Origin of the sequence: Cryobacterium sp. Y29, assembly GCF_002929825.1 — a bacterium.
Lineage (GTDB): Bacteria > Actinomycetota > Actinomycetes > Actinomycetales > Microbacteriaceae > Cryobacterium.
This window is the reverse complement of record NZ_PJJN01000025.1, coordinates 107,052-129,503: the sequence shown is the minus strand read 5'-3', so window position 1 is coordinate 129,503 and position 22,452 is coordinate 107,052. Positions and strand designations below refer to the sequence as shown.

General features: G+C 64.7%; 22 protein-coding genes. 16 read left to right on the top strand and 6 right to left on the bottom strand.

The window, feature by feature from the left end; all coding sequences use genetic code 11:
* Positions 1 to 136: 136 nt before the first annotated feature.
* Genes CXY74_RS02790 through paaI form a run of 3 tightly spaced genes read right to left on the bottom strand, consistent with a single transcriptional unit; the run spans position 137 to position 2,543 of the window.
* Positions 137 to 736 (bottom strand): TetR/AcrR family transcriptional regulator, encoded by a 600-nt coding sequence (locus tag CXY74_RS02790; protein ID WP_104199024.1) that lies wholly within the window; start codon positions 734 to 736, stop codon positions 137 to 139.
* 41 nt (positions 737 to 777) lie between these two features.
* Positions 778 to 2,097: a phenylacetate--CoA ligase PaaK gene (gene paaK, locus CXY74_RS02785; RefSeq protein WP_104199023.1), complete on the bottom strand. Its 1,320-nt coding sequence runs from the start codon at positions 2,095 to 2,097 to the stop codon at positions 778 to 780.
* Between the two features lie 17 nt (positions 2,098 to 2,114).
* On the bottom strand, positions 2,115 to 2,543 hold the full coding sequence (gene paaI / locus CXY74_RS02780) for a hydroxyphenylacetyl-CoA thioesterase PaaI (RefSeq protein WP_104199022.1): 429 nt from the start codon (positions 2,541 to 2,543) through the stop codon (positions 2,115 to 2,117).
* 196 nt (positions 2,544 to 2,739) lie between these two features.
* Here paaI and paaA point away from each other — a divergent pair, with 196 nt between their 5' ends.
* The 14 genes from paaA (at position 2,740) to CXY74_RS02710 (ending at position 17,492) form a co-directional block, all read left to right on the top strand.
* Positions 2,740 to 3,741 (top strand): 1,2-phenylacetyl-CoA epoxidase subunit PaaA, encoded by a 1,002-nt coding sequence (gene paaA / locus CXY74_RS02775; RefSeq protein ID WP_104199031.1) that lies wholly within the window; start codon positions 2,740 to 2,742, stop codon positions 3,739 to 3,741.
* The gene (gene paaB / locus CXY74_RS02770) at positions 3,738 to 4,043 is read left to right on the top strand and encodes a 1,2-phenylacetyl-CoA epoxidase subunit PaaB (RefSeq protein ID WP_104199021.1); all 306 of its coding nucleotides are present in this window, start codon (positions 3,738 to 3,740) and stop codon (positions 4,041 to 4,043) included. Before paaA ends, paaB begins: the two co-directional genes overlap by 4 nt.
* Complete coding sequence (gene paaC / locus CXY74_RS02765) at positions 4,040 to 4,894, top strand: 1,2-phenylacetyl-CoA epoxidase subunit PaaC (RefSeq protein WP_104199020.1); 855 nt, start codon at positions 4,040 to 4,042, stop codon at positions 4,892 to 4,894. Before paaB ends, paaC begins: the two co-directional genes overlap by 4 nt.
* Entirely contained in the window at positions 4,888 to 5,433 is a 546-nt protein-coding gene (paaD, locus tag CXY74_RS02760) for a 1,2-phenylacetyl-CoA epoxidase subunit PaaD (protein WP_104199019.1), read from the top strand. The genes paaC and paaD overlap by 7 nt, the downstream gene beginning before the upstream one ends.
* Positions 5,433 to 6,578, top strand: a complete 1,146-nt coding sequence (gene paaE, locus CXY74_RS02755) for a 1,2-phenylacetyl-CoA epoxidase subunit PaaE (protein WP_104199018.1) — start codon at positions 5,433 to 5,435, stop codon at positions 6,576 to 6,578. The genes paaD and paaE overlap by 1 nt, the downstream gene beginning before the upstream one ends.
* Positions 6,579 to 6,643: 65 nt before the next feature.
* The gene (locus CXY74_RS02750) at positions 6,644 to 7,426 is read left to right on the top strand and encodes an enoyl-CoA hydratase/isomerase family protein (RefSeq protein WP_104199017.1); all 783 of its coding nucleotides are present in this window, start codon (positions 6,644 to 6,646) and stop codon (positions 7,424 to 7,426) included.
* A 155-nt stretch (positions 7,427 to 7,581) separates the two neighbouring features.
* Positions 7,582 to 8,208: a hypothetical protein gene (locus tag CXY74_RS02745; protein ID WP_104199016.1), complete on the top strand. Its 627-nt coding sequence runs from the start codon at positions 7,582 to 7,584 to the stop codon at positions 8,206 to 8,208.
* Between the two features lie 225 nt (positions 8,209 to 8,433).
* Positions 8,434 to 9,126, top strand: a complete 693-nt coding sequence (locus CXY74_RS02740; RefSeq protein ID WP_104199015.1) for a copper resistance CopC family protein — start codon at positions 8,434 to 8,436, stop codon at positions 9,124 to 9,126.
* 321 nt (positions 9,127 to 9,447) lie between these two features.
* Positions 9,448 to 11,289 (top strand): DNA helicase RecQ, encoded by a 1,842-nt coding sequence (gene recQ, locus CXY74_RS02735; protein WP_104199030.1) that lies wholly within the window; start codon positions 9,448 to 9,450, stop codon positions 11,287 to 11,289.
* 184 nt (positions 11,290 to 11,473) lie between these two features.
* Positions 11,474 to 13,582 (top strand): acyl-CoA dehydrogenase, encoded by a 2,109-nt coding sequence (locus CXY74_RS02730; protein ID WP_104199014.1) that lies wholly within the window; start codon positions 11,474 to 11,476, stop codon positions 13,580 to 13,582.
* A gap of 149 nt (positions 13,583 to 13,731) precedes the next feature.
* Entirely contained in the window at positions 13,732 to 14,670 is a 939-nt protein-coding gene (locus tag CXY74_RS02725; protein ID WP_104199013.1) for an ABC transporter ATP-binding protein, read from the top strand.
* Positions 14,667 to 15,521: an ABC transporter permease subunit gene (locus CXY74_RS02720; protein WP_104199012.1), complete on the top strand. Its 855-nt coding sequence runs from the start codon at positions 14,667 to 14,669 to the stop codon at positions 15,519 to 15,521. The genes CXY74_RS02725 and CXY74_RS02720 overlap by 4 nt, the downstream gene beginning before the upstream one ends.
* A 16-nt stretch (positions 15,522 to 15,537) precedes the next feature.
* Positions 15,538 to 16,800, top strand: a complete 1,263-nt coding sequence (locus tag CXY74_RS02715) for a sensor histidine kinase (protein WP_104199011.1) — start codon at positions 15,538 to 15,540, stop codon at positions 16,798 to 16,800.
* Positions 16,797 to 17,492 carry a response regulator transcription factor gene (locus tag CXY74_RS02710; protein ID WP_104199010.1) on the top strand — a complete coding sequence of 232 codons (696 nt, stop codon included), beginning with the start codon at positions 16,797 to 16,799 and terminating at the stop codon, positions 17,490 to 17,492. Before CXY74_RS02715 ends, CXY74_RS02710 begins: the two co-directional genes overlap by 4 nt.
* A gap of 16 nt (positions 17,493 to 17,508) precedes the next feature.
* Here CXY74_RS02710 and CXY74_RS02705 read toward each other — a convergent pair whose 3' ends face one another.
* The gene (locus tag CXY74_RS02705; protein WP_104199009.1) at positions 17,509 to 17,895 is read right to left on the bottom strand and encodes a TraR/DksA family transcriptional regulator; all 387 of its coding nucleotides are present in this window, start codon (positions 17,893 to 17,895) and stop codon (positions 17,509 to 17,511) included.
* Positions 17,896 to 17,983: 88 nt separating this feature from the next.
* Here CXY74_RS02705 and pip point away from each other — a divergent pair, with 88 nt between their 5' ends.
* Entirely contained in the window at positions 17,984 to 18,940 is a 957-nt protein-coding gene (pip, locus tag CXY74_RS02700) for a prolyl aminopeptidase (protein WP_104199008.1), read from the top strand.
* 50 nt (positions 18,941 to 18,990) lie between these two features.
* Positions 18,991 to 19,944: a glycosyltransferase family 2 protein gene (locus CXY74_RS02695; protein ID WP_104199007.1), complete on the top strand. Its 954-nt coding sequence runs from the start codon at positions 18,991 to 18,993 to the stop codon at positions 19,942 to 19,944.
* Here the strand turns inward: CXY74_RS02695 and CXY74_RS02690 are convergent.
* Entirely contained in the window at positions 19,941 to 21,218 is a 1,278-nt protein-coding gene (locus CXY74_RS02690; RefSeq protein WP_158252284.1) for an oligosaccharide flippase family protein, read from the bottom strand. The genes CXY74_RS02695 and CXY74_RS02690 overlap by 4 nt on opposite strands.
* A gap of 109 nt (positions 21,219 to 21,327) precedes the next feature.
* On the bottom strand, positions 21,328 to 22,305 hold the full coding sequence (locus CXY74_RS02685) for a hypothetical protein (protein ID WP_146070038.1): 978 nt from the start codon (positions 22,303 to 22,305) through the stop codon (positions 21,328 to 21,330).
* Positions 22,306 to 22,452 lie beyond the last annotated feature (147 nt).

Below are 22,452 nucleotides of genomic sequence, written 5' to 3'. Positions count from 1 at the left end.
GTGGGAGAGTAGGACACCGCCGGACTTAACTTAGAAACACCAGAAAAGCCATCCCTCACGGGATGGCTTTTCTGCGTTAACCCACCAGAAGAATAGAGGCCACGCACACTGTGCGTGGCCTCTTCTCGTTCAGGAACTAGCGGCGGTGGAGGCCGTCCAGGGCTACGGCGAGCACGTCGTCCGCGAGGTGGCCGGCGTCTTCGGGACCCTCGGGGCGATACCATTCGGCGATCGAATTGACCATGCCGAAGAGCAGGCGTGTGACGACGCGCGGGTCGATGTCGCTGCGCAATGAGCCCTCATCACGGGCTTCGATGACCAGGGCGGAGACCGCTCGGTCAAAGGCACGGCGACGGGTGAGCGCCAAGCGCTCGACCTCCGTGTTACCACGCACACGCAGCAGTAGGGTGACATACGGTAGCCGAGACGTCAAAATGTGCACGGCCCCCCGAAGCACGTAGGCCAGGCGGTCAATCGCACTCCCGGTCAGCGCGCCAGACTCCAGCAGCACGCCCTCGAGTCCGTTGAGGGCTTCATCGAGGGCGAGCTGGAGCACTTCATCCTTGGAGGTGAAGTGGTGATAGATAGCAGCTTTCGACAGGGCCAGCCGCGTCGCGAGTACTCCCATCGAGGTCGCGTCGTAACCGAATTCGTTGAACGCGGTCACGGCGATCTCAAGAATGGCGCGCTGGTCATAGCCGGGGCGGCCGCGTTTAGGTGGGTGTACGTCAGGCATAGGACTTGAGTCTCTCACGCAGGCGTACCGACCATGACCGGCTAGCGCAGGTCGTAGACGCGTTTGTGCTTTCCGGCGCTGCGCGGCAAGGTGCCGGGTTCGACTATAAGCACGTTCACGCTCGATCCGATCCGATCCTTGATCAGGGCGATGAGCAACGCTCGGGCAATGGCCGATGAGGCGTCATTGGCGTGCTCGTGTCGCTCGATGCGTACGGTGAGCTCGTCCATGCGCGACGGTCGCGTCAGCTCGAGCACGAAGTGCGGTGAGAGGTGCTCGATACCGAGCACGATCTCCTCGATCTGCGTCGGAAACAGGTTCACTCCGCGCAGAATGATCATGTCGTCGTTGCGGCCGGTGATTTTCTCCATGCGGCGCATTCCCGGCCGCGCGGTGCCGGGCAGTAATCGAGTCAGGTCGCGGGTGCGGTAGCGGATGACCGGAAAGGCCTCCTTGGTCAGCGACGTGAAGACGAGCTCGCCCGTTTCTCCATCGGGCAGGCTGTGTCCGGTGTCACCATTGATGATCTCGGGTAGAAAATGATCTTCCCAAAGGTGTGGGCCGTCCTTGGACTCGATGCACTCATTGCCGACACCAGGCCCCATGACCTCGCTGAGGCCATAGATGTCGAGCGCATCGAAATCGAGGCGGTCCTCGAGTTCCAGACGCATCTGATTGGTCCACGGCTCGGCGCCGAGCACGCCGGCCTTCAGGCTCGAGCGGCGTGGATCAAGACCGGCAGCAACCATGGCGTCGGTGATCGTGAGTAGGTAGCTGGGCGTTGACAGGATGACGTCGGGCTCGAAGTCGGTGATCATTTGCACTTGTTTGTTGGTCTGTCCGCCCGACATAGGAATGGCGCAAGCGCCTAGCGCTTCAATGCCGGCATGGGCACCGAGCCCGCCCGTGAACAAACCGTAGCCGTAGGCGTTGTGCACCTTCATTCCCGAGCGCACACCAGACGCACGCAGGCTGCGGGCGACCAGACCAGCCCATATAGCGAGGTCGTTCTTGGTGTATCCGACCACGGTCGGCAGGCCGGTTGTCCCTGACGATGTGTGAATGCGCGCGACCCGGTCCATCGGTACCGCGAACATGCCGAATGGGTAGGAGATCCGCAGGTCGTCTTTGGTGGTGAAGGGCAAGAGCGAGATATCTTCCAAGGTACGAATGTCGCTGGGGTGAACTCCGGCAGCATCAAATTTGCGCGTATAGAGGGGTACGTTCTCGTAGGCGTGCCGCACGGTGTTCTGTAACCGAATCAGTTGCAGCGCGCGGATTTCGCCCTGAGACATCCGCTCGGCCGCGTCGAGTTCGTCGAGTGCCGGTGCGTGCAGACGGGTCTTAGTCAGCGTTGACATGGTGCCTTCCGGAAGGGTTAGAGGTGACTGCGGTCGGGAACGGGCAAGTTGGTGGTGCGGCTGTGACCGCGAAATTCGGCGATGGTCACGTCGTTGTCGACGGTGATCCGTACGTCATAGATGCCGCTGCGGCCGCTCTTCACGCGCAGCAGCGCGGTAGCGGTGAGATTCTGGCCGCTCGTGGTCGGCGCCAGAAATGTGATGTCCGCGCCAGCGGCCAGCGTGACGTGGTGCGAATCATTGCAGGCAATGGCGAACGCCGTGTCGGCGAGGGCGAACACGAAACCGCCGTGGGTCACATCAAACCCATTGAGCATGTCGTCACGTACGACCATGGATACCACCGAGTAGCCCGGTTCGTTTTGGTGCACGATCATTCCCAGAGAAGCGGATGCCCGGTCGCGCTTCATCATCGCCTGGCTGCCGACAGAGCGCGATTCCGTCATTCGGTTCTCCTCGTTGAGTGGCCGTTTCGGTCGGGGTTGCCCGGCCGATAATGTGACTATATACTAACTGAACGATCGGTCGGTAATAAATTGCGCATCCGTGCGCGGCATTGCCGGCGTGCGCCACTTTAGCGTCGTTCGCTTGTGCACGAAACCAACCACGATCACCGCAGTCAACGCAGACCAGGAGCCGATGATGACAAACACCATCACGCCCGATACGAGCGCAACCGCCGATATCAGCGTCGAAGAGCAGCAGTTCAACGACTTGATCGAAGCCGACTCGCGCATCGAACCGCGCGATTGGATGCCCGAGGGGTACCGAAAGTCACTCGTGCGCCAGATCTCGCAGCACGCACACTCGGAGATCATCGGCATGCAGCCCGAGTCGAACTGGATCACTCGCGCCCCGAGCCTCAAGCGCAAAGCCATTCTCATGGCCAAGGTGCAAGACGAAGCCGGCCACGGCCTCTACCTCTATTCCGCCGCGCAAACCCTCGGCGCCACCCGCGATGACATGACGGATGCCCTCATCGCCGGCAAGGCGCGTTACTCGTCGATCTTCAATTACCCGACTCCGACCTGGGCCGACATGGGCTCGATCGGATGGCTGGTCGACGGTGCCGCGATCTGCAACCAAGTGCCGCTCTGCCGCGCCTCGTACGGTCCCTACGGTCGTGCGATGGTGCGCATCTGCAAGGAAGAATCCTTCCACCAGCGTCAGGGCTTCGAGATTCTGCTTGAACTTATGGCCGGTACCCAGGAGCAGCGCCAGATGGCCCAGGAGTCGGTCGATCGGTGGTACTGGCCCGCGCTGATGATGTTCGGGCCGCCCGACGACGACTCGCCCAACTCCGCGCAGTCCATGGCGTGGAAGATCAAGCGTCACTCCAACGACGAACTGCGCCAGCGCTTCGTGAACATGCTTGTTCCTCAGGCGGCCGTGCTCGGCGTCACCCTGCCCGACCCCGACCTGCACTTCAATGAGCAAACCCAGCAGTGGGATCTTGGCGAGATCGACTGGACCGAGTTTCACGAGGTGCTGGCCGGTCGCGGCCCGAACAACGCCCAGCGTCTCCAGCGTCGACGCGACGCCCACGAGGACGGTGCGTGGGTGCGCGACGCCGCAGCAGCCTATGCCATTAAACAGACCGCCCGCAAACAGTTTGCACGAACCGCAGAAATGGCATCCAAATGACCACTCCCGGCGATTCCGCTTCTGAAATCTGGCCCCTCTGGGAGGTCTTCGTGCGCTCCAACCGCGGCCTCAGCCACGTGCACGTTGGCTCCCTGCACGCTCCCGACGAAACCCTCGCCGTGCGCAATGCCCGTGACCTGTACACCCGCCGCAGTGAGGGCGTCTCGGTCTGGGTCGTTCCCGCCGCTGCCATCACCACGAGTGATCCAGACGCCAAGGGCGCCTTCTTCGAATCATCCGCCGGCAAGAACTACCGCCACGCGAGCTACTACTCCAAGAGTGAAGGCGTGAAACACCTATGAGTGACGACACTGTGAACATTGACAGCGCCGGAGCGGATGCCGACGACCACGGTCACGTCGCCGTCGCTGTCACCACCCTCGACGCTGAACTCATCGAGGGCACGTCGAACGCGACACCCGACATCGCGGAGTACGCCCTGTGGCTCGGCGATGACGCTCTGGTCCTGGCCCAGCAGCTTGGCGCCTGGATCTCCCGCGCACCCGAGCTCGAAGAAGACGTCGCCCTCGGCAACGTCGCCCTCGACCTGATCGGCCACGCCCGGTCCCTGCTGCACTACGCCGGAACCGCGACGAACCGTACCGAAGACGACCTCGCCTACTGGCGCACCGAGCCCGATTTTCGGTCGCTGCACATCGTCGAGCAGCCCAACGGTGACTTCGCACACACGATCGCACGCCAGTTCGTCGTGTCCCACTACGTGTTCGAGCTGTACAGCCGACTGCGAGCATCCGCTGATGAAACGCTTGCCGCGATCGCCGCCAAGGCAGTGAAAGAGGTCGACTACCACCGCGACCACGCGAGCCAGTGGGTGCTGCGCCTCGCGCAGGGCACCGACGAATCGCGTCGCCGAATGATCACCGCCCTATCCGACCTGTGGCCCTACGTCGAAGAGATCTTCCGGGACGAACCACTCATCGACCGCCTCGAAGGAATCGCGGTGCGCCCGTCGAGCCTCCGCCCCGCTTTCGACGCCGCCATCGCACCGGTATTCGCCGAAGCCGAAGTCGAACTCCCCAGCGGATTCGTCGCCTCGGGCGGAGGCCGCATCGGAAAACATTCCGAACACCTCGCCTTTCTCCTCGCCGAGATGCAGGTGCTCACCCGAGCCCACCCCGGAGCATCATGGTGACCGCCGCCGCGCACGAGGCGATCTCGCGCCCGCGTCCCATCGACGCGGCTTCGCTCGCCGCCTGGACGCTCGCCGCCCAGGTCGTCGACCCCGAGATTCCGGTACTCACCATCGAAGACCTCGGTGTGCTCCGGTCGGTCAGGGTCACCAGCGATGCTGTCGCGGTGACCCTGACGCCGACCTACAGCGGATGCCCCGCCATGGACGCCATGCGCGACGACGTCCTAGCGGTGCTCGCGAGCGCTGGCTACGAGAATGTGTCGGTGCGGCTCGTACTCAGCCCGGCCTGGACCACCGACTGGATGAGCGAGATCGGTAAGAATAAACTCCGCGAATACGGCATCGCCGCCCCAACCGGGCACGCGACCGTGCGTGGTTCCGGCCCGGCCGGCCCAATTCGTCTGAAAATGGCCGTCAAGTGCCCGCGCTGCTCTTCACTCAACACCCGCGAGCTCGCGCACTTCGGTTCCACCTCCTGCAAATCCCTCTACGAATGCCGAGACTGCCTCGAGCCGTTCGACTACTTCAAGGTGCTCTAATGGCTGCAACGCGTCTCGAATCCACCACCCCGGGCGCCACGACTCTGGCGCCGGTCAAGCACCGCGCCCGCTTTCACACCCTGACGGTGGCTGAAGTGCGCCCGCTCACGGCCGACAGTGTCGAAGTCACCTTCGTCGTTCCCCCCAAACTGCAGGGCGCGTTCAACTACCTGCCCGGCCAGCATCTCGCCCTGCGCGCCACGATTGACGGTAAGGAGCTGCGCCGCAGCTATTCGATCTGCCGACCGGAGACAGCCGGCCAGATCAGTGTCGCGATCAAACGCGACCTCGGCGGCGCGTTCTCCACCTGGGCCAACAGCGAGCTGCATGCCGGAGACACACTCGACGTGATGAGCCCGCAGGGCAGCTTCGTTTCCACCCTGCAGGGCCGAAGCCATAAGCACATCGTCGGAGTGGCCGCCGGTTCGGGAATCACCCCGCTCATGGCGCTCGCGCACACCGTGCTCGCTGCCTCACCGACGTCGATGTTCACCCTCGTCTACACCAACCGCACCGCGCTCGATGTGATGTTCCTCGACGAACTCGCCGAACTCAAGGACCGTTACCCGGCCCGCCTCGCGCTCTACCACGTGCTCTCTCGCGAGCAGCGCTCATCCTCGTTGCTTTCCGGCCGCATCGACGAGGAGAAATTTCGGCGCATGCTCGACACGATTCTGCGCCCCGCTACGGTCGATGAGTGGTTTCTGTGTGGTCCGTTCGAATTGGTGCAGCTCTGCCGCGACATGCTCGAGAGCACCGGCGTGGATCGGTCGCACGTGCGCTTCGAGCTGTTCACCACCGGCGAACCCTCGGCCGCACACGGTGACCGCGGTCGGCCGGTCATCATCGGCACGGGGGACAAGACCTTCCAGATCGAGTTCACACTCGACGGCCAGAGCAACACGGTCACCACCCCGGTAAACGCGAACGAGAGCATTCTGAATGCTGCCCTGCGGGTGCGGCCCGACGTTCCCTTCGCCTGCGCCGGAGGTGTCTGCGGAACCTGCCGCGCCAAACTGGTCAGCGGCGACGTCACCATGACCGAGAACTACGCGCTCGAGCCAGAAGAACTCGCTCGCGGCTATGTCCTGACCTGCCAGTCGCACCCGACCACCGACACCGTCGTCGTCGACTACGACACGTGACAGCCCAACATCTGACAGCCAGACATCTGACAGCCAGACATTCAACAGCGCAGAAAGCAAATGCCGTGATTGAGCTCTCAATAGACAACGACGTCGCCCACGTGGTGCTGAACGCGCCTGACAAACTCAATGCCCTCGATGAGGCCGCAATCGTCGAACTCGACGCGGCCTACCAGGAGGCCGAACGGGCTGGCGTGCGCGCACTCGTGCTGAGCGGCGTGGGCCGGGCCTTCTGCGCCGGCCGCGATATCTCGGCGGTCGACCCGGGCACCGACGACGTGCTCGGCTACCTCGATGATTTGGTCACCCCGCTGCTGCAGCGCATGAGCAGGTTTCCGGCACCGACCTTCGCGGCCGCCCACGGCGCGTGTCTTGGAGTGGGCCTCGGCCTGCTCATCGCCACCGACGTCGTCTATGTCGCCGATACCGCCAAGATCGGTTCACCGTTCGCCAACCTCGGCGCCACCCTCGATTCGGGTGGACACGCCCTCTTCGTCGAACGCCTCGGCGCGCACCGCACCCTCGATCTGATCTACAGCGGACGCCTTATGTCTGGAGCCGAGGCCGTTGCCAGCGGCCTGTTCAGCCAGGTCTTTGCAGCGGCAGAGCTGAACGCAGCAACCGTGCAGGCAGCCGCGCGCGCGGCATCCGGTGCCACTCAGGCTTTTCTTGCGAGCAAGGCGCTCGTGCAATCGCTGCGCGACGAACGCCTTGGACTCTGGCAGAGCATGAGCGACGAGAACGCCGCCCAGGCCGCGCTCTGCGCCACGGGCGATTACCGCGAGGGTTTCGCCGCGTTCCAACAAAAGCGCAAGCCCGCCTTCACCGGGCGCGCCTGCCCGCGCTGAACCGAAAGTTGATGCCGACGGCCCGCTCGATCCACGACGACTCGCCGACCATGATCGACGACTAGCTCCCACCAGTCTTTTTGCAAGGTCCGTCAGTTATTCTGAATAAGTTGCTCGAAAAAAATCACCCTGGACGATACCGGAGAGGGGCCGTCATGCACACACGCTGGGCCCGTTTCGCCCGCGGCTGGATCGTCGCCGTATTCTCCACCTTTGTCGCCGCCCTGTCGCACACGCTCGGTGGTGCCTCAGTACCCGGTCTGCTGGCGGTCGTCGTGTCACTCGCCTTCGCCGGCATGGTATGCATCGCTCTCTCGGGTCGCACCCTGTCGTTCTGGCGCGGTGCCGCATCCGTGCTGATCAGCCAGCTCATCTTTCATGGACTGTTTTCAGTCGGCGCACCCGGTGGTGCGCTGGGAGCCGAGGCCCTCGCCGCGTCGGGAACCCATCAGCATGCGGCGCTGCCCGGTCTAATTGGCCCGCTCGTACCGGGCGGGGGCGCTGATGTCACGCATGACGGTGCGACTATGTGGGGCGCCCACCTCGGAGCCGCCATCATCACTATTCTGGCGCTGCGTTGTGGGGAGCGCGCGTTCTGGGGCCTCGTCGAAAGCGTTCGTCTGGGCGTGCGTACCCTGTACGTCCCGGCACCGGTGATCGTGCCGGTCGCGGCACCGCTTCGCATCGGGCACGAGGCGCCGGTGTTCGCGCCGCGCGATCTGGTTCTCGTGTTGTCGGCCATGCGGCATCGTGGCCCGCCGTCCAGCGCGTTCTTTGCCTGACACAGCCACGAACCAGACCATTTTCCCCGTCGCACCGAATGAATATCAGAGGCCGCTCCGGCCCCGTTTGGTCAGCGCCGGGCACCCCACGCTAAAGGACAATCATGAAATTCACGACCCCTCGCGGTGCCGCCTCTACACCGGCCGCCACTACACCGGCCGCCACTACGCTCGTCGCCCCTATGCTGGCCGCCACCGCCCGCAGCGAGCAGTCGGTCTAGCGCCGTGCGCGCCAACACGACTGCCCACGGAGCGACAGCCCCCATCGTTCGACCTGAGCACCAACGTCCGACCCGCCGGCACACCGCTTCGACCACTCGCCGCGCGGCCCGAGCTGTGTTCGCGGTCGTCGTCGCTGCAGCGGCCCTGGGCTGGGGCGCGGCACCGGCATCCGCTCACGACAACGCGGTCGGCTCCTCACCGGCGGCCGACGCGATGGTGACCGAGCAGCCTGGGTTGTTCTCCGTCACCACGAGTGACCTGATACTCGATCTCGGCGGAACCGGCTCCGGCTCCGCAATGATCGTCACCGGGCCAGCCAGTGCGCCGCTGTTCTACGGTGATGGGTGCGCCACGGTCTCCGGTGCCACGATCGAAACCGCGGCGCAGCTCGGTGCGGCCGGGCAATACACGGTGATCTGGCAGACGGTCTCCACCGACGGCCACTCGATCTCAGACGAGTTCACTTTCAACTGGAAGCCAGCCCCGGGCCAGCCACTCGCCAACGGTGCGACCACGGCTCCGTCGTGCGGGATCGAAGCGGATGACGCCACCGCGGAGGCCACCGCGGACGATGGAGCGAGCGCCGCCAGCGACAGCCCCCTCCCGGCCGTCGCCTGGATCGGTGGAGCCCTCGGCGCGATACTGCTCGCTGGCGCAGTGACCCTGCTCGTCCTGCGCCGCACACGCCGTAACTGACGTACCCGACAGCGGGTAGCTGCTTGTTTCAGGTACCGCGAAGCAAGTAGTCATCCGCTGTCGCGGATCGGATCGGCACGCGGGAACGTGTCAGAGGGGCCGGGTAAAGTTATACAGGTGAGTTGGAACGCTGAGCTGCCCTGGAACCCCGACGACGTTGAACCACCGAGCAACTTTGAACCACCGAGCGATTTCGATGCCCCCGACGACTTCGACGCACCGCCACCTCCCGAAGCCGACCGGCAATACAGCGCCCGGCAGCCGGCTCCCTCGGGCGCAGCATCCGCGTCGAGCCGGCCCGCTGCTCGCGCCGCACCGCCGATGCGTGCCGCCACCCGCAAGTTCGCCACCGCGGCCGAAGCCCTGCACACCGTGTTCGGCTACGACTCCTTCCGTGGCGACCAGGCCGAGATCATCGCACAGGTCGTCGATGGCAAGGATGCCGTCGTGCTCATGCCTACCGGCGGCGGCAAGAGTCTGTGTTACCAGATTCCCGCGCTCGTGCGGCCCGGAACCGGCATCGTCGTCTCACCCCTTATCGCCCTGATGCAAGACCAGGTGGATGCCCTCACTGCCGTCGGTGTGCGCGCCGAGTTCCTCAACTCCAGCCAGGATTCGCAGACTCGCGACCAGGTCGAACGTGACTACCTGAACGGTGACCTCGACCTGCTCTACGTCGCCCCGGAGCGCCTCTCCAGCGAGGCCACCAAGCGGCTACTCGAGCGCGGTACCATCGCCCTGTTCGCCATCGACGAGGCCCACTGCGTGTCGCAGTGGGGACACGACTTTCGGCCGGACTACCTCGCGCTCAGCGAACTCGCCGACCGCTGGCCGGGCGTGCCGCGCATCGCCCTCACCGCTACCGCGACGGACGCCACCCACCAGGAGATCACGACCCGCCTGCAGATGGGCGACGCCAAGCACTTCGTGGCGAGCTTCGACCGGCCCAATATTCAGTACCGCATCGTCGGTAAGGCCGAGGTGCGCAAGCAACTGCTGTCTTTCCTCAAGACAGAGCACCTCGGCGACGCCGGAATCGTCTATGCGCTCAGCCGCAAGACGGTCGACCAGACCGCCGAGTTTCTGCGTCAGAACGGCGTCAATGCCCTGCCGTATCACGCCGGGCTCGACGCGGGACTGCGCGCCCGCACCCAGTCCCGGTTCCTTCGCGAAGAGGGCGTCGTCATCGTGGCCACCATCGCGTTCGGTATGGGGATCGACAAGCCCGACGTGCGCTTCGTCGCCCACATCGACCTGCCCAAATCGGTTGAAGGCTACTACCAGGAGACCGGTCGCGCCGGTCGCGACGGCGCCCCGGCCACGGCCTGGCTCGCCTACGGCCTGCAAGACGTCGTGCAGCAGCGTCGCATGATCGACGAATCGCCCGGCGACCTCAGCCATCGGCGCAAACTCTCCGCCCACCTTGACGCCATGCTCGCCCTCTGCGAAACCGTGCACTGCCGCCGCGTCAACCTGCTGCGCTACTTCGGCCAGACCAGCGAACCCTGCGGCAACTGCGACACCTGCCTGGAACCCCCCGAAGCCTGGGACGGCACCATCCCCGCCCAGAAACTGCTTTCCACCATCGTTCGCCTGCACCGCGAACGCAACCAGAAGTTCGGCGCCGGCCACCTTATCGACATCCTCCGCGGCAAAGAAACCCCCCGCGCCACCCAATACCGGCATACCGAACTGAGCACCTGGGGCCTTGGCGCCGATCTCAGTGACCAGGCCTGGCGGGGCGTCGTGCGCCAAATGCTGGCCCAGGGGCTGCTCGCTACCTCCGGAGAATACGGAACCCTCGTGCCGACGGATGCCGCCGCCGGGGTTCTGGGGGGCAGTCGCGACGTGCGACTGCGGCGCGAACCCGACCGCCCCGCACGTTCCAGCGCCGCCCGCCGCCCGAGCGCAGCGAAGGTTGCTGCCGCCGACCTCAGCACGGCCCAAGAGACCCTGTTCGAGGCGCTGCGGGTGTGGCGTTCGGCCGAGTCAAAGGAGCAGGGCGTTCCCGCCTACATCGTCTTCGGTGACGCGACCCTCATCGCTGTGGCCGCGGCAGGCCCCACCACGCTCGCCGCGCTCGACGGCATCACCGGTATCGGTGCTAAGAAACTCGAAGCCTACGGCGCAGCCCTGCTCGAGGTCGTCGCGGCATCCGCCTGACCGTAACAGTGCGCTATTTGTGTGGGAGCGCAGGTGTGCACGGCTCGAAGTTGTCGTAAACCTACAAAATGGATGCCGGGGGCGGCAGCTCTCGTTGTTGCCCCCGCACCGCGCGTTTCACGACCACGACCACGCGCCCCTAACGTTGCGATCATCACTTTCGCGCGAACAGTTAGGACCACCCATGGTTGACACGAAACAGCGCTCCAGCACCCGATCGACGACGATCGATCCCAGCCTCGATCCGAGCCTCGACACGGGACCCATCAAGTCCATCGGTGATCCGACCGCCCCCGCAGTCAACGTCGAACAACTCGGGCGCCAGCTGCTCGGCACCTGGGCCGACGTGCGCCTCGCCGCCCGAGAAGTGACCGCGCGTCCCGATATGCAGCGTATCGAGGGCCTCTCCATGGCTGACCACCGGCTGCGCGTTCTTGAGCAGCTCAAGGTACTCGCAGCCAACGGCCACGTACTGCGCGCCTTTCCCAAGCACCTGGGCGGTCAGGACGACCACGGTGGAAACATTGCGGGCTTCGAAGAACTCGTCATTGCCGACCCGAGTCTGCAGATCAAGGGCGGCGTGCAGTGGGGCCTGTTCGGCGCCGCTGTGCTGCACCTTGGCACCAAGCCGCACCACGATAAGTACCTTCCCGGCATCATGGACCTGAGCGTGCCGGGCGCGTTCGCCATGACCGAAATCGGTCACGGCTCAGACGTGGCGAGCATCGCGACTACCGCGACCTTCGACGCCGCCAGCGGCGAGTTCGTCGTCAACACCCCGTTTCGTGCTGCCTGGAAGGATTACCTCGGCAACGCCGCGAAAGACGGCATCGCCGCCGTCTTGTTCGCGCAACTCATTACCCAGGGCGTCAACCACGGTGTGCACGCCTTCTATTTGCCGATTCGCGATGAAAACGGCGACTTTCTGCCCGGTGTCGGAGGCGAGGACGACGGCTTGAAGGGGGGCCTCAACGGCATCGACAATGGTCGCCTGCACTTTACCGACGTGCGTATCCCGCGTGAAAACCTGCTCAACCGGTACGGCGACGTCGCCGGGGACGGCACCTACTCCAGCCCGATATCAAGCCCCGGCCGTCGTTTCTTCACGATGCTGGGCACGCTGGTACAGGGGCGTGTGTCGCTCGACGGGGCCGCCACCGCGGCATCCGCTCTGGCCCTGACCATCGCAATCACCTATGGAAGTCAGCGTCGGCAGTTCACCGCCGGCAGCGACACTGACGAGGAGGTCATTCTCGACTACCAGCGCCACCAGCGCCGGTTGTTTCCGCGCCTTGCCACGACGTACGCCCAGACCTTCGCGCACGACGAGTTTCTGGTGAAGTTCGACGACGTGTTCAGCGGCAAAGCCGACACCGACGATGATCGGCAAGACCTCGAGACCCTCGCTGCCGCGCTCAAGCCACTCTCCACCTGGCATGCGCTCGACACCCTGCAGGAAGCCCGTGAAGCCTGCGGCGGCGCCGGTTTCATGGCCGAGAACCGCCTCGTGGGGCTGCGCGCCGACCTCGACGTCTTCGCGACCTTCGAGGGCGACAACAACGTGCTGCTGCAGCTCGTCGCCAAGCGTCTGCTCACCGATTACAGCCGTAAATTCGCCACAGCGGATGCCGGCGCCCTCGCCCGCTACGTCGTGCAGCACGCCGCTGGTCGCGCCTACCACGGCACAGGCCTCCGCACTCTCGGCCAGTCCGTCGCCGACCGTGGATCAACGGCCCGCTCGGTCGGCGCCCTCCGCGAGAGTGATGTGCAGCGCGAGCTGCTCACCGATCGGGTCGAGAGCATGATCGGTGAGGTCGCCGGAAAGCTGCGCGGTGCCACCAAACTGCCAAAGAAGCAGGCCGCCGACCTGTTCAACGCACACCAGAACGAGCTCATCGAAGCAGCACGCGCCCATGGCGAACTCCTGCAGTGGGAGTCGTTCACCCGGGCGCTCGACGCCACAGCGGATGCCGGCACCAAGCAGGTGCTCACCTGGCTGCGCGACCTGTTCGGCCTCGGCCTGGTCGAGAAGAACCTGGCCTGGTACCTCATTCACGGACGTCTGTCTGCCCAGCGGGCCCAGGCTGTAACGGCCTACATCGACCGGCTGATCGCGCGCATCCGTCCGCATGCCCTCGATCTCGTCGACGCGTTCGGCTATTCGCCAGATCACCTGCGGGCTACGATCGCGAGCGGTATCGAGCGTGAACGCCAGAACGAGGCGCGCGACTACTACGCCGACCGGCGGGCGTCGGGGGCCGCTCCCGCACCCGAAAAGTCGGTCAAACGGTAGGGCAGTGCGCGTCGTACTCAGGTACGACACCGGTGGCGCAGAACCATCCCCATGGTTGATGCGCCACATAAGGGGTAAACCATACCGTTTGGTATGGGGGCTTCAATGCAGTGAATCGGGGCCTTATCCACCAACGGAATGAGGCAGTCGTGATCCAGGCACAGTCCCTGACCAAGCACTACGGAAGCAAGACCGCGGTCGACGCGATCGACTTCACGGTGCAGCCCGGCAAGGTCACCGGGTTTCTCGGGCCGAACGGCGCAGGCAAGTCCACCACAATGCGCATGATCGTGGGTCTGGACCGACCCAGCGCCGGATCGGTCATCGTCAACGGTAAGCCGTACCACGAGCACAAGGCGCCTCTGCGTGAGGTCGGAGTGTTGCTCGACGCCAAGGCCGTGCACACCGGCCGCAGCGCGTTCAACCACCTGCGCGCCATGGCCGCAACGCATGACATCCCCACTAGCCGGGTGCACGAGGTCATCAACCTCACCGGCCTGGAGTCCGTCGCCCGTAAGCGCGTCGGCGGTTTCTCGCTCGGCATGGGCCAGCGTCTCGGCATCGCCGCCGCGTTGCTCGGCGACCCGGCCACCCTCATCCTGGACGAGCCGGTCAACGGCCTCGACCCCGAGGGTGTGCAGTGGGTGCGCAAGCTCACCAAACAGCTCGCCGCCGAGGGCCGCACCGTGCTGCTCTCCTCGCACCTGATGAGCGAGATGGCGCTCACCGCCGACCACATCATCGTCCTCGGCCGCGGTCGGGTGATAGCGGATGCCTCGGTCGCCGATATCATCGCCTCGGCCGCGCAGAACACGGTTCGCGTGCGCAGCCCGCATACGGCGGCCCTCGCCGCCCTACTGGCACAGGACGATGTCACCATCACCAACGTCGAGCAGGACGTGCTCGAGATCAGCGGACTAACCGTGACCGAGATCGGTGACCGCGCCGCTGCCGCCCAGATCTCCCTGCACGAGCTCTCGGCGGTGAACGCCTCCCTTGAGGACGCCTATATGAAACTCACGCAGAACGAAGTGGAGTATCGCACCGGCGATGCCTCCTCCCACACCGAAGCGGAGGTCGCTCGATGAGCACCCAGACCCATCAGACAACGCAATCCGCTTCTGTGTCCCCCTTCGTTTCAACCGGCTCCGGGCTGCGCTTCAGCGGCCTGCTCAAGTCTGAATCGATCAAGCTCTGGAGCCTGCGCTCTACCTACTGGACCTTTTCCCTCGTCGTCGTGGCCGCGCTCGGCCTCGCCGTAGCGATGTCTTTCGCCTTGTCGCCGGAAACGGCCGGATTCGACCAGGCCACCGGTGCCGTCATAGCCGTCGATAGCGCGCAGATGTTCGTCATCGTCTGCACCATCGGATTGGGCCTTGGCCAAATGATCGTCGCTGTTCTTGGCGTGCTCTCGATCAGCGGCGAATACTCCACTGGCATGATCAAGTCGACGCTCACCGCGGTGCCGGACCGTTTGCCCGCGCTCTGGGCCAAGGTAATCGTGGTGTTCGGGTTCACCTTTCTCGTGGGCCTGTTCAGTGTGCTCAGCGCGTTCCTCGTAGCCACCCCCATCCTGGGATCCCAGGACGTCACTGCAAGCCTGTTCGACGTCGACGTGATCATGCCATTGCTCGGCAACGTGCTGTTCCTCGCGCTCATCGCGGTGTTCTCGGTAGGTATCGGCACGATCGTGCGCAGCAGCGCCGGAGGCATCGCGACGGTGCTGGGCATCATACTGCTCCTGCCGACGGTTGTGTCATTGTTTTCCCTACTCGTCGAGTGGGTTGCCGACCTCATGCCGTTCTTGTTCACCGTGGCCGGCTCCGAGATGATCGCCCCGACCATGGTGGAATCCTGGGAGGCGCTCCTGATCGTACTCGCGTGGGTGGCAGTGAGCCTCGGGATAGCCGCGTTGCTGCTCAAACGACGCGACGCCTAACCCGTACCATCGAAGAATGAGCACCAACACCTCTCTTCCCGCGCGCGACTTCGCGCCGGGGAGAGTGGTGGCGTTGCCTACTCCGCCCGGTGTGGTGCGGCGGTTTTGGAGTCGACATCCGCACGTGGCCGACGCGCTGATCGCAGCGATCTACGTGGTACCGATGGGGCTCACTCTCGTAAGCAACGGGCTGGCCGCCGAGCCTGCTCCACTCGGCGATATCGTACTGAACGTTGCCATCGCGCTGGTCCTGGCCGTCGCCCTAATCTTTCGACGACGGATGCCCCGGCTCGTCTTGGTCATCACCTGGATCAGCCTGCTCACCTTCACCGACTATGGCGAAACGAATCTCGTCGCCCAGCTCCTCGCGCTCTACGCGGTTGCGGTGTACTCCGATGCGCGCAGCGCGTGGATCGGGTCTGGGGCGTCAACGCTGCTGGCGAGTCTGGCCGCCTGGCAGACTGATAATCCGGCCAATGTGCCGTGGATTCCAGTCGCCATCCAGATCGGGATCATGATGCTGGCTACGACCCTGGTTGGCGTCAATGTGGGAAACAGCAGACGTTGCGTGATCTCGTTGGTCGATCTGGCCGCGCAGCTGACCCGTGAACGCGACCAGCAAGCTCAATTCTCACGCCTGTCCGAGCGAGCCCGCATCGCTTCCGAAATGCACGACGTTGTCGCCCACAGCCTGTCCGTTATGGTGGCGCTCGCCGACGGTGCCCATGCCATCGCGCCCAAGAATGTTGAGCGCTCCCGTGCGGCGATGCTCGACATCGCCAGCACCGGGCGCCGATCGATGACCGAGATGCGGCGTCTGCTCGGCATACTCGATGTCGGTACCGAGCCGGCCCCGCGTTCGCCGCAGCCGGGAATCGACCAGCTGGCTGACCTCGTCGAATCCTTCCGGTCGACCGGACTGCCCGTCGTCCTGGAACGCAGCGGCCGAGAACCGGCTAATCCGAGCGTGCAGCTGACAATTTTTCGGCTGGTGCAAGAGTCGCTCACCAATGTGCTGCGATACGCGGATACACCCACACGGGTCGTGGTGGAGTTGCACTCGGCCCCCGGAACTATCGAGGTCACCATCAGCGATAACGGTCGGAAACGCAGGGACGCTGGCGCGCGTGCGTTCGGCCGTGGCTTGATCGGCATGCAGGAACGGGTGTCCATTTATGGCGGCGACTTTGAAGCCGGAGCAGGAATCCACGACGGATGGCGCGTGCACGCCGCGATGGCCTTTGAGGACGAATCACCATTAGTCGAGGAGCGCCGATGACCGTACCGGAACCAACCCCACCGCCCGAACCCATTCGCATTATGCTCGTCGACGACCAGGCGCTCCTGCGCGTGGGCTTTCGCATGGTGCTCGAGGCCGAAGACGATTTCAGCGTCGTCGCTGAAGCAGCCGACGGCGTGGAGGCGATCGCGCTCGCCACGAGTGCGCGCCCGCAGGTCATTCTCATGGACGTGCGCATGCCGGGGCTCGACGGCATCGAGGCCACGCGACAAATCATGGCGGCCCACCCGGACACCCGCATCATCATTCTCACCACCTTCGACTTCGACGAGTACGCCTTCGGCGGCCTGCGCGCCGGCGCGAGCGGCTTCCTGCTGAAAAGCTCCGAACCGCGGGAGCTGATCAGCGCCATTCGCACGGTCGTCTCGGGGGAGGCATCCGTTTCACCACGGGTGACCCGTCGCCTGCTCGACCTCTTCGGCACCCAGCTGCCACAGGCCGACGCCGAAAACGGATGCGCAGCCCAGGCTCTCGCACAGCTCACCGAGCGGGAAACCGAGGTCTTTCTCGCTATCGCCGAGGGACTGTCCAACCCGGAACTGGCCGAGCGGTTTTTTCTCTCCGAATCGACAGTGAAGACCCATGTCGGCCGAATCCTGCACAAACTCGGCCTTCGAGACCGGGTGCAAGCGGTCATTCTGGCCTACGAACGGGGCCTCGTCGGACAGTGACCGTCGGCCGGGTTCGTCACCGACCGCGGCCTTCGACCAGTCTGGCGCAGTCGATGCACAGCTCCGCTGTCAGCAGGGCGGACAGTCGGGCGGCCCCGATGGGCTGACCGCATCGGATACAGGTGCCATAACTCCCGTCAGCGATTCGGGCAAGCGAACGATCGATTGCAGCGACTTTCTCAGTGAACTCGCCGTGGACACCGACAATTCGTGACCACTCACCTGAGAGAGTCGGACCTTCTGGGTCGTGCTCATCGTCGGCCGATCCGTCGCTGCGCGCCTCACGCACGCTCGTGAGCGATTCTGCCAGCCGGTTCAGCTCGGTCGCCGTTACGGCACGCTGATCCCTGAGGGCCTTGTCGGAGCGACGGAGCTCGGCATCCGAGAGAGAGGTGCTCGCCATGGTCTATCGTTGCACGCCCCGATCACTTAGTCCCCACGGTGGATTTATGAAATCTATCAACCTCCGATCGGGGGAATAGGCTCGTCGCATGCGTACCTTCTATCCCGAGCTCGAACCCTACGAAACCGGCATGCTCGATGTCGGCGACAACCAGACCATCTACTGGGAAGCCTCCGGCAACCCAGACGGCAAGCCGGCGGTCTATCTGCACGGCGGCCCGGGCGGCGGGTCCGGTCCGAACCAGCGGCGGGCTTTTGACCCGGCGAAGTACCGCATCATCCTATTTGACCAGCGCGGTTGCGGTCTCAGCACCCCGCACGCGAGCGAGCCCGACGTTGACTTGGGCGTCAACACCACCTGGACCCTCGTGGCTGACATGGAGAAGCTGCGCAAGCACCTCGGCATTGACCGGTGGCTGGTGTGCGGCGGATCGTGGGGCAGCACTCTTGCCCTCGCCTACGCCGAGACCCACCCGGAGAAGGTCACCGAACTCGTCGTACGCGGCATCTTCACCCTGCGCCCGGTTGAACTCGACTGGTTCTACGAGGGCGGTGCCGCCGCGATCTACCCCGACCTGTGGGAGTCCTTCCTCGCGCCCGTTCCCGAAAACGAACGCGGCCACCTGATCGAGGCCTACGGCCGGCTGCTGCACGACCCCGACCAATTCGTGCGCGAACGTGCTGGCGTGGCGTGGGCCACCTGGGAATCCTCGACCATCACCCTGCTGCAGGAACCCGACAAGATCGTCCGCTTCTCTGACCCCGCTTTTGCGGTGGCCTTCGCCCGCATCGAGAACCATTTCTTCGCCAACAAAGGCTGGTTCACCCCCAACCAGCTCATCGACAACGCCTCCCGCCTCGCCGACATCCCCGGCGTCATCGTGCAGGGCCGTTACGACATGTGCACCCCAGCGTTCACCGCGTGGGAGCTGCACAAGAACTGGCCGGAAGCCGAATTCTGCCTCATTCCCGATGCCGGCCACGCCTTCGACCAGCCCGGCATTCTCGACGCCATTATTGTGGCGACCGACCGCTTCGCAGCCTAATCCACTGAGAATTTGTCAGGCAGTCCTCGCGGATCTGCAATACTGACCGCATGACCGACTCGAACTTCGCTTCCCTCGCCGTGGTGGTGGTGAATTTCGGGTCGGCGGCGTTGCTCGAAGAGAACCTCCAACCGCTGTCCCGATCGGCACCGGGCCTGCACATCGTGGTCGTCGACAATTTCACCGACGTCGCGGAGCAGGCCAGGGTGGCGGTGATCGCCGAGCGCGAGGGCTGGCAGCACGTACTGTCGCCGACTAACCGCGGCTTCGGCGGCGGGATGAACCTTGGCGTCGCGCGGGCACAGCAGAATGGGCGCACCCATTTTCTCCTCTTGAATCCGGATGCCACCATCCCCGCCGACCAGGTCGCCCGCCTGCTCGAGGCCGTCATCCTGCATCCGCTCACCCTGGTCTCGCCCCGCATCCTGCGGCCGGACGGTACGGTGTGGTTCGACGGTAGCGATCTGTACCTCGACGACGGGCGCGTGCGCGCTACCCGCAAGCGCGGGGATCACCCGGGCATACGGGTCACTCCCTGGCTGAGCGGCGCGTGCCTGCTCATCAGTGATGACCTCTGGCGCCGGGTCGGCGGGTTCAGCGACGATTATTTTCTGTACTGGGAAGACGTCGAACTCTCACACCGGGTGCTGTTGGCCGGGGGAGAGGTCACGGTCTGCGCCGACGCATACGCTACTCACGCGCAGGGCGGCACTCAGGGAGCCGGCCAGCACAGCGCCGGCCAGGCCAAGTCGTACTCCTATTACTACTACAACGTGCGCAACCGCCTGGTTTACGCGGCTCGCAACCTCACCGCCGACGACAGCCGAAGATGGCGTCGACGCAGCGTACCGGCGGCTTGGGAGGTCGTTTCCCGCGGGGGACGACGGCAACTGCTGGGCTCGCTGCAGCCGCTTCTGGCTGCGGCCCGCGGGCTGCGCGACGGCCTCGCTTACCGGCCGGTACCTGCCTCCACGCCGACGCCTGTCCCAACCAGAACGACCTAGCGCTTGCGCCGCCGAGTGAACCGCTTGGCGTACTCGAGCAGAGTCACGAAGTCGGTGCGTCGCACGCCGTAGAACTGCAGCGGGTTGATGTTGAATTTGCGATACATGAACCACAAATTCAGGTTGCTTGAAATAAGGTTGCCGGCCAGGGTCGCCAGCGCAGCTCCCATTGCGCCGAACGGTGGTGCCAAGACGATCAACATGCTGATATTCACCAGGCAGGCGATCAGAAGCGACACGCTGCGCAGTCCTGGGCGTCCGCGGGCGCTCAAGCCGGAGCCGCCGATCGACCCGGGAGTGCCGAGCACCACTGCAGCGAGCAGCACACCGGCCACCGGCAGTGCGGGGCGAAAATCCTCGCCGAACAGAAAAGGCAGCCACCACAACATGCTGATGCCGAGGAACGCGGCGGCCAGCCCGCACAGCATGGTGCTGATGCGAGCCGAGGAGGCGAGACGCGCGTCGACGGAATCAGCAGCATCGGTCACAAAAGTCACGTCCCGCACCGCCTGGTTGATGATCAGCGGTAGTTCGCTCACGCTCACCGCGACCACGTACAACCCGAGCTGATAGGTACCGGCGAACGGTGTCATCAGCACCTGGTCAAGCCTGGACAGCAGAATTCCTGACAGCGAACCGACCCAGATGCGCAGTCCATAGCTCAGTAGTCCGGCCGTGCGCGCCTCGCGCGGAACGTTAAAGGCTCGTGGGTCGAGACTGCGCATGCGCCCGATGTAGACGAACAGCCCGGTCACCGGCATCGCGGCCACCGCGATCGTCGCCACGAGCGGCGTGAGGTTGCCGGTGAGCCAGAACGGAATGAGAACAGCGAGCCGCAGTGACGAGGTCACTATGCGCTCTAGGGCAACCAGCCGCCAGCTTTGGGTAGCGGATGCTACTCCCCGGAATACGCCGACGAGCAAATTGGGCACAATGGCCAGGCAGGCCACCAGAATAAGTTGCTGCACGGTCGGGTCGCCACCGCTGAGCCAGGCCGCTGACAAAGCGACGGCGCCCATGGCGAGCAGCCCCGCGATAACCAGAATGAGCACGCCCCGGTTTGAGGCGTTGCGGGCCAGGGTGGGGTTGCGGGCGATCGCCCAGGTGACGGCTTCGGGAACACCAAAGGTTGCTACCGTGACCACGAGGGCGAGCGGCGCGGTCGCCGCGGCCACAGCACCACGACCGTCGACCCCGAGTGCCTGGGCCAGGATCGGACCGGAAAACAGTGCGACAAGGGGAGGGAAAGCGTTTCCGATCAGCGCAATCGTCATGTTGCGCGACACCGAATTCGGGGCGGCCGTCCGACCTGAGATGGAGCCCGCTGAAGGCTCGACCGCACCGTCGGTGGCCCGCTGGGCGGCCATCGGCCCTCGGGGTCGTCTAGGTGTCATCGCTGCTCACCACTCGAAAGGCGGGATTCGCCTGCAACATGAGCGAATCACGGGGGTCATCGCGCAGTATCCGCTCTCGTTCTTTGTCGCCCACGCACGCCGCGAACTGGGCATCATTGCCGCCCTCGGTCACATTCTGCCGGTACAGGGTGCCCCGCTGCGAACCCGGAATGGCCGGATACTCGGCCTGCCCTTCACCCACCTGACGGGCGCGAATGCCGTGCCGTACGGCGACGGAATAGACCCACAAATCGTCCGCCCGCGGAGCGACCCGCAGAAAGGCATCACCTTCGGCGCGCAGCGCATCGAGCAGGCCGATCGGGTAGTAGATCCCGGAGACGCCGGTGCAGAGCGTTCGATAACTCGCGGCGGTCCCGCGGGCCGCGACCCAGCGAGAGTAGAGCGCCACCCGATCGCCGTCAAAGGTGACCGTGTGGGCGCGCTGCCCGGTGATTTCCAGCGGATGCCGGGCGGCCGCCTCGAGTAGTTCGGCCAGCCAGGTGCGCGGATATAAGACGTCGTCGTCGGCGGCGACCAGTGGGAGCGTCGGTGTGGAAGAGGCGTATGGAAACTGTTTTTTATGCGGTCCGAAGTCGGGGCAGGATTGAATTTCCAGGCCTCGCCGCTGCAAACGACGCAGTGTGGCCGGTGGGTGCGCGAGCGCCGCGGCGTCATCGAGCCAGAGAATGAGGCGCCGGGGGCGGATTCGCCCGGCGGCGATGGTCTCGAGGGCAAAGTGCACAAGGGCGATCCGATGGCCGAACGAGGTCAGGTTTACCACCACTTTGCCCGATCCTGTCACTGATCGGCGGCTGAGCCGGTTGGTCACGCGCAGGCCCACGAGGCGTAGCTTGATTCTGGCCCGCTGCGCGAGAGCGGCGGGGTCTCGGCGCAGATCGGTGACCAGTCGATGGATGGTGTTGATGACCACGTTATTGATGACCACAAGCTGCTTCCGGTTGCACAATGAATATCTCTCACGAAATCGCCACTATACAGGCCGTGACACCTACGCCCGCGCCCCCTCCTCGGGGGATGATTTTCCCTCAGCTTGAGAGCGTTCGCCCTTGTCTCTTTTATACCGGGCCGTCTATTCTTATGCACGATGCGGCTG